The 6,344-nt window shown below is 67.9% G+C and carries 6 protein-coding genes and 1 pseudogene; 6 read left to right on the top strand and 1 reads right to left on the bottom strand.

Annotation, left to right across the window (positions count from 1 at the left end; genetic code table 11):
* Positions 1-117 precede the first annotated feature (117 nt).
* On the top strand, positions 118-408 hold the full coding sequence (locus tag AB0N17_RS35730) for a hypothetical protein (RefSeq protein ID WP_366015810.1): 291 nt from the start codon (positions 118-120) through the stop codon (positions 406-408).
* A 65-nt stretch (positions 409-473) separates the two neighbouring features.
* A pseudogene (locus AB0N17_RS35725) lies at positions 474-716 on the top strand (hypothetical protein); the annotation flags it as partial.
* A gap of 208 nt (positions 717-924) precedes the next feature.
* Here the strand turns inward: AB0N17_RS35725 and AB0N17_RS35720 are convergent.
* Complete coding sequence (locus AB0N17_RS35720; protein WP_366015809.1) at positions 925-1,872, bottom strand: hypothetical protein; 948 nt, start codon at positions 1,870-1,872, stop codon at positions 925-927.
* 354 nt (positions 1,873-2,226) lie between these two features.
* Between AB0N17_RS35720 and AB0N17_RS35715 the strand changes: the two genes are divergently transcribed.
* The 4 genes from AB0N17_RS35715 (at position 2,227) to AB0N17_RS35700 (ending at position 6,320) form a co-directional block, all read left to right on the top strand.
* Entirely contained in the window at positions 2,227-2,430 is a 204-nt protein-coding gene (locus tag AB0N17_RS35715; RefSeq protein WP_366015808.1) for a hypothetical protein, read from the top strand.
* 459 nt (positions 2,431-2,889) lie between these two features.
* The gene (locus AB0N17_RS35710) at positions 2,890-3,834 is read left to right on the top strand and encodes a hypothetical protein (protein WP_366015807.1); all 945 of its coding nucleotides are present in this window, start codon (positions 2,890-2,892) and stop codon (positions 3,832-3,834) included.
* A gap of 30 nt (positions 3,835-3,864) precedes the next feature.
* A complete protein-coding gene (locus AB0N17_RS35705; protein ID WP_366015806.1) occupies positions 3,865-5,055 on the top strand; it encodes a phage tail protein in 1,191 nt (396 codons plus the stop codon).
* Positions 5,052-6,320, top strand: coding sequence for a tape-measure protein (locus AB0N17_RS35700; protein WP_366015804.1), 1,269 nt, complete (start codon positions 5,052-5,054; stop codon positions 6,318-6,320). Before AB0N17_RS35705 ends, AB0N17_RS35700 begins: the two co-directional genes overlap by 4 nt.
* Positions 6,321-6,344 lie beyond the last annotated feature (24 nt).

Below are 6,344 nucleotides of genomic sequence, written 5' to 3'. Positions count from 1 at the left end.
GAACTCCTCGCCAACGCCACCACCTCCGGAAGACCTCTTTCACGGCCAATGGCAGGGCCGCCCCTCTGCCCGCCTTCTCGTCACCATCGGACTCACGGACTTCAAGGAGCACCCACCATGGCCCGTTTCGACGTCAACGCAGCCCGCGCCCAGCGCCTGGAAGCCCTCGGCCGTACCTGGTCGTTCGACCTCGACGGCGAGAGCTACACCCTGCCCACCGAGCTGACCCGCGCCGCCGCCAAGGCCCTGCGCAAGCTCGACGACAATGACGTGGACGGGCTGCTGAGGCTGCTGCTCGGCGAGAAGCAGTTCGCCCGCTTCGAGCAGCACGAGGTCACCATGCAGGACATCGCCGCCATCCTGGAGGCCTACGGTCGGGAGACCGGGCTCGGCCTGGGGGAAGACTGAGCCTCGTCGGGTTCGTCGACGAACACGCCGAGGCCCTTGAGGCGGACCTGCTCCGCTACTACGGCATCGACCTGCTCGACTGGCACCGCGACCGCCTCTCCGCCCGGCGGCTCGCGGTGCTCATCAAGCAACTGCCGCGCGACAGCGCCCTCAACCGGGAGCTGCACGGCGAGGCGGCCGACTGGTCGGTGACGGACCATCTGCTGGCGGCGGTCGTGGACCATCTGGCCGCGGCCAACTGGATGTTCGCCTCCGTCAACTCGGACGAGGGCGAACAGCCGGACTACCCGGAACCGGTGCCACGTCCGGTGGACGCGGAGGAGACGGACGGGGACGGGGACGGCGACGAGGACGGGGACGGGGCGGCGCGGACATCCGCGGGCACGGCACGCGGGCCCGACGCACGGCCGGCCCGATCCGAACCGCAGAGCACCGACCCCGCCACCGGATCCCCGTCGGCCGTCCAACTGGCCAGATTCTTCGGCTGACCGCCTCTGATGGACCCGCGCCGCGGATTCAACGCGAGTCCGCGGGCCCGGGCGGCTCGTCCTTCCGCCGGCCCGTCCCCCGGCCCTCGAACTCGTCGGCGAGGGCACGGGCCCGGTCGGACAGTCGTGTCCGTTCACCGGAGGGGGCCGTCGCCGTGTCGGACGCCTCCCCCGTCCCCGCCCGTCGCCCCTTGTCCCGCCCGGCTCCCGGGTCGGCGGGCCGGGCGAGCGGCGGCACACTGGGCCGGCCGTTGCGCCGTACCACCGGCCGCCGTTCCACAGGTCCGGTCCGCTTCTCCCGCACCTCACGCGCGGAGAACAGGGCGTCGCCGGAGGAATCGGGAGCCGTGCCGGTGTCCGGCTGCCCGGAGTCGTCGTGGGGGCCGGCGTCACCGTCCGTCGCGTCCGCGGTGTCGCCCACGGGCCCGTCGTACGACGCGCTCGCCGACGCCGGGGCCGACGGGTGGGCCGTACCACCGCCGGCCCCCCCGGCCACAAACGCCGGCACCGGACCCGGCGCGGGCACCGGACCGCCGTCCGCAACGGACCGCTCCCGATGTCCCCGCTGCTCTACTCGCGTCAATTCGGACGGAGGACGCAGGAGTTGGACATACGGCAGTTGAATGACCTCGCCGCCGTCGTGCTCCCGTTCGGCTTCGGGCCGGCGGGCCCGGCGCGGCCGGCGGCCGGTGCGGGCGTCCTCCTGGCCCTGGAGATAGGCGGCGGTGATCCGCTGCTCGTACGCCTGGCGGACGGCCGGAAGCTGCTCCTCCACCACATCGGCCCACCCGGCGCTGTAGGCGGCCAGCTCCCGCCGGTCGAGCTCGGCGCGCGGCATGACCACGAGGTCCTCGGGCTCGTAACCGAGACGGAGGACGAGCTCGGAGACACGAGCGATGAGATGCGGCAGATCGGAGGCTTGTTCGAGCCAATCGATCACATGCCGCTGCCGCGCGTAGCTCGCGTCCCCGTCCACCCCGTGGCCTTGCTCTCGTCCCTGCCCGATCGCGCCCCCGCGCGAGGACGGCTGCCCTGCCGCCGCCCACCGTCGTGTGACTGAGCTTCAGGTCCTATGCCGGGCCTTGACGTTCACCCTTCATTCACCGACGGGAGGACGGCCGGATCCTACTCCACCGCTTTGACACACAATCAGACCGGACCCCCACATCGCCGCTGCTCGCCCCCGCTTGGCAACGGAGAGTCCTCGACAAACACGCTCCGACACCAGAAGATTCCTCGTACACTAGTTCGAACAGGCGCTTCGAACGCCACAGGGGCGCCGCCTGTACCACCAGCAGGGCCCAGCGGACAGACCGGAAAGCAGGACGACATGGCGACTCGCACGAGCAACCTCCCGGAGCAGCCGATCGACACCTACACCCGCCTCGCGGACCTCCTGCGCTCCCCCGCGCCCGACCGCGAGGCGTTGCTCGACCGGCTGTACGAGGAGCTGCTCACGCGCGAGTCGAAGGCCTACGCGGCGGGGTGGACGGACGCGTTGACCGAGGCGCGGCGCGCGCGACCGCGCGGCTGACCGGCCGGCCGGGCGCCGCGGGGGGCAGGCCGGCCGAAGCCCACGCCTTCGACGAGCCCGCCGGGCTGAGCCCGGCGGGCTTTCGGCGTGCAGCTGAGAAATGAGGAGGCCGGCCAGTGAAACCTGGCCTGCCACTTTTTCACTGCAATTTATGACTTGTGCATGTAGAAGACCACCATTAGCCCCTCCGCGACGACTCCTGCAGAAAGCCACGCCAAGAATTTCACGAACGTCGCCCGCTCAACTCCCTGTCGCCAGCTGGACCACAACAGGAGGGCTATGAAGAAACAGAACAATCCCAAGAGAAGGAAGCAACTCCCGACAGCCCAGATCAAGACACCCATTCATTCCCCCCTGATTCTTCCGCCGAACCCTTGAGGTTACCGGGGATCCACGACGCGAGCAAGACCCAGATCGATGCAAAACCCCAGCTGAGCGACACCAGCAAGGAGCATGCACATGGGACAGCACACCACGGACGAGGTCTACGACCGGCTGACAGAAGTCAAAAAACAAGTCGACGAGAACGCCCAGCAGGAGGTCACCAAGGCCCTCTTCGAATCCAAAATAGCCGAGTTGAAGACGGCGATCGAGAAGGGGGGAAAGAAGGAGGAGAAGAAGGAAGAGCCCAAGACTGGATGGGATCTCCTCAAGGAGACGGAGCCGGTCAAGACTCTCCTCGGGATGATCAAAGCCTTCACGGATATCGCCAAGGGCGGAGACATCCTGGCGAAGGTCTTGCTGTTCACCACCGCAGTGGGCACTGCCATCGCTTTCTACGGCAAAGTCCGAACGATGATCACCGGAATGCTGGGCAAGATCAAGAGCTTTTTGGCAACGTTCAAGGAATGGACGCTGCGGGCCACGGGCCGCCTCACAGGACAGCGCCAGTACTACGGGCGGGATGACAACGGACACTTCGGGCTGCGTCCGGAACGCACCTCCAGGGAGATGCAGCAGTCCCAACGGGAGGCCAGTCGGCGATTCCGGAGAGCACAGCGCGGCAGCGGCGCCTCGCGCGGGTCCGGTGCCGGCGACGCGCGCGATCTCGGGCAGGCGCTCGGCAGGGTCAACAGCCAGGTCGAGGCCTTCGACAGACTGAAGTCGAAGCTCCCGTCCGCAGCCAAGATGAAGCGGACGGCCGGCGCGGCGACCAAATTGAGCGGCGCTCTGGAGAAGGTCACCGAACGGCTGCGCCCCGCGGAGCTCGACGAGCTGACCGCGGCCACGGACAGGCTCAACCAGAAGATGTCCGCCTTCGACCACGAGAAGCTCCCCAAGCCCCGGACGCTGAGGGACATCTCGAAGGCCGCCAAGGAACTCCACGACAACGCGGACAACGTCCGAGAGATGTTCCGGAACCTTGCCACCGCGTCCACCCACGCCGCCGACGCCATCTCCTGATGTTCCAGCTCTCTCGAAAGGAGGTGCTAGATGAGTCTCGTCAGCTCCCTGAAGAAGGCCTCCGGCTCCCTTGAGGACTTCAAGTCCAAAGCCTCCGGCGCCGCGACGTCGGCCAAGGGAATCGGCAGCGCCGGCCAGAAGGGTGCCGGTCAGCTGAAGTCCCTCAAGACGGCTGCCGACGGTTCCGGGAAGGAGCTGAAAGACCTCAAGACCGCGTCGGACAAGGCCGAGAAGTCCCTCGGCAAGGCCGGGAAGACGGGGTCCAGCGCCGGCAAGAACCTCGGGAAGTACGAGTCCGGGGCGAGCAAGGCGGCCAAGGGCCAGGACAAGATGAACAAGTCGATGAAGGGCAACTTCTTCGGCCTGCTCATGCAGTTGCTGCAGCCGCTCATCGACAAGGTCATCGACATGGTGACCAACTCGAAGACCATGCAGAAGGTCCTGAAGCAGGCCTTCACCGTCATCAAGACCGTGATCAGCAGCGTCATGAAGGCCATCGGGCCGATCATGAAGAACGCCGGAAAGCTGATCAAGTCGGTCTGGTCCGGCGTCAAGTCGTCGGTCTCGTCCATCTTCAAGGCGATCGTCGACGTCGTCCGGTCCAGCGTCAACGCCTGGAAGTCGGTCATCAGCAACACGCTGAAGGCCATCAGGACGGTCGTCTCCGGCGCCTGGAACGGCATCAAGGCCGTCATCTCACCGGTCGTCAGCTGGATCAAGTCCGTGATCCCGAACTCCTTCAAGGCAGTGAAGGACCGGCTCTCCAGCATCTGGGGCGGCCTGAAGGGCATCGCGAGCAACGCCTTCAACGGCATCAAGAGCGCGGTGACCGGCCCCATCAACGGCGTCATCGGCATCATCAACCGCGCGATCAGCGCCCTGAACGGCATCCACGTGTCGATCCCGGGCTGGGTCCCGATGGTCGGCGGCAAGACGTTCGGCGTCAGCCTTCCGCACATCCCCGCGCTCGCCACCGGCGGTGTCGTCATGCCCCGCTCCGGCGGTGTGCCGGCGCTCCTGGCGGAGGCCGGTGAGGCCGAGGCCGTGCTGCCGCTGAGCAAGCTCGACCGACTGCTCCGCAGGGCCGCCGCGCAGGGCCGGGCGTACAACGGCGGCTCGGACGGAGGCGCCCTGCACATCGAGCACTACTACGCGGCGGAGAAGAGCAGTCCGCAACGGACCGCCGACGCCCTGATGTACCTGGCCAAGGCACGCGGATGAGCAGCACGGTCGTACGCAACCCGTTCAAGGGGGCCGTACCCGTCCTGCGCTCCATCCGGACCAAGGCGGAGCAGGCCCAGGCCGGGATGCGGTCCTTCACCGACCGCATCAAGGACACCGCCGCCTGCCTGGACCACATCGGCACCCCCACCCACCAGAGCGCCACCGCGCTCCAGAAGATCAAGACGAACGCGGACACCGCCGCCCGTTCCGTCGCCAAGGCCGGACAGACCGCCACCGCCGCCAGGTCGGGCATCAAGTCCATCGGCACCAAGGTCAAAAGCGCCGGGAAGACGCTCGGAAAGCTCGGCGGCGCGCTCGGCGGTGTCTTCGCCGTCGTCGGCGCGCTCCTCGACGCCTCCGGTGTCCTCGGCGACCTCCTCGACAAGTTCGGCCTCGCCATGACCATCGGCTCCGGCGTGATGATGCTGATCAACCTCATCACCAAGGCCAACCCCATCGGATTCGTCACCGGCATCCTGCTGCCGATGGCCGGCTGGCTGCTGGACCTCGCGATGAACTCCGAGACCGGGCAGCGGCTGATGGACCAGCTCGCCGAGCTCGTCCTGAAGTACGTCGAGAGCGTGCTGACCGTCCTCGCGCCGGTGCTCAAGGTCATCGCGACCGTGGTCGGCACCTACGTGTCCGGCTACCTGCACCTCATCGCCGGCACCCTCAAGGTCCTCAGCACCCTGATCGGCACCGGCTTCGCCGTGCTCAAGGCGCTCACCACGGGCGACACCCGCGCCCTCACGGGGAAGATGTCGGCGATCTGGAGCGGCTTCAAGGACGCCGTCCGGCCGGTCACCGACTGGATCGGCAAGCACATCCCCCAGATGTTCCAGCGGGTCAAGGACGCTCTCTCGGGCACCCTGCGCGGGATGGGCCGGTTCGTCACCACCGGCGCGCAGACCGTCGCCGGGGTCGTCAAGGGCCCCATCCAGGGCCTGATCGCCTTCGCCAACTGGATCATCGACGGACTCAACAGCCTCAGCTTCAGCTTCTTCGGCAAGAAGTTCGGCGTCCACCTGAACAAGATCCCGATGCTCGCGCAGGGCGGCGTCGCGGTGCCCGGCGCCCACTCCCACAGCGGCCGGGTGCTCCCCCTCACCGCCCTGGAACGGCAGCGCGCCCTCGCCGCCCGCCACCGGAGGACCGCGCAAAGCCCCCACCGCATCGAGGAGTTCCACGAGAGCCGGAGCGCCGGCGCCTTCGGCACGGCGGAGGACCTGCTCTTCCTGGCCTCCGCCCACGCCTGCGCATGACAGTCACGACAGTGAGGTGACGGC

It is taken from the genome of Streptomyces sp. NPDC051133, from assembly GCF_040682635.1.
In the GTDB taxonomy this organism is placed as follows: Bacteria; Actinomycetota; Actinomycetes; order Streptomycetales; family Streptomycetaceae; genus Streptomyces.
This window is presented reverse-complemented; position numbering and strand designations above follow the sequence as displayed.

Excerpts from the sequence above, each read along its gene's own strand:
- AB0N17_RS35730 (WP_366015810.1), top strand. The coding sequence starts at position 118 with ATGGCCCGTTTCGACGTCAACGCAGCCCGCGCCCAGCGCCTGGAAGCC.
- AB0N17_RS35715 (WP_366015808.1), top strand. The coding sequence starts at position 2,227 with ATGGCGACTCGCACGAGCAACCTCCCGGAGCAGCCGATCGACACCTAC.
- AB0N17_RS35710 (WP_366015807.1), top strand. The coding sequence starts at position 2,890 with ATGGGACAGCACACCACGGACGAGGTCTACGACCGGCTGACAGAAGTC.
- AB0N17_RS35705 (WP_366015806.1), top strand. The coding sequence starts at position 3,865 with ATGAGTCTCGTCAGCTCCCTGAAGAAGGCCTCCGGCTCCCTTGAGGAC.
- AB0N17_RS35700 (WP_366015804.1), top strand. The coding sequence starts at position 5,052 with ATGAGCAGCACGGTCGTACGCAACCCGTTCAAGGGGGCCGTACCCGTC.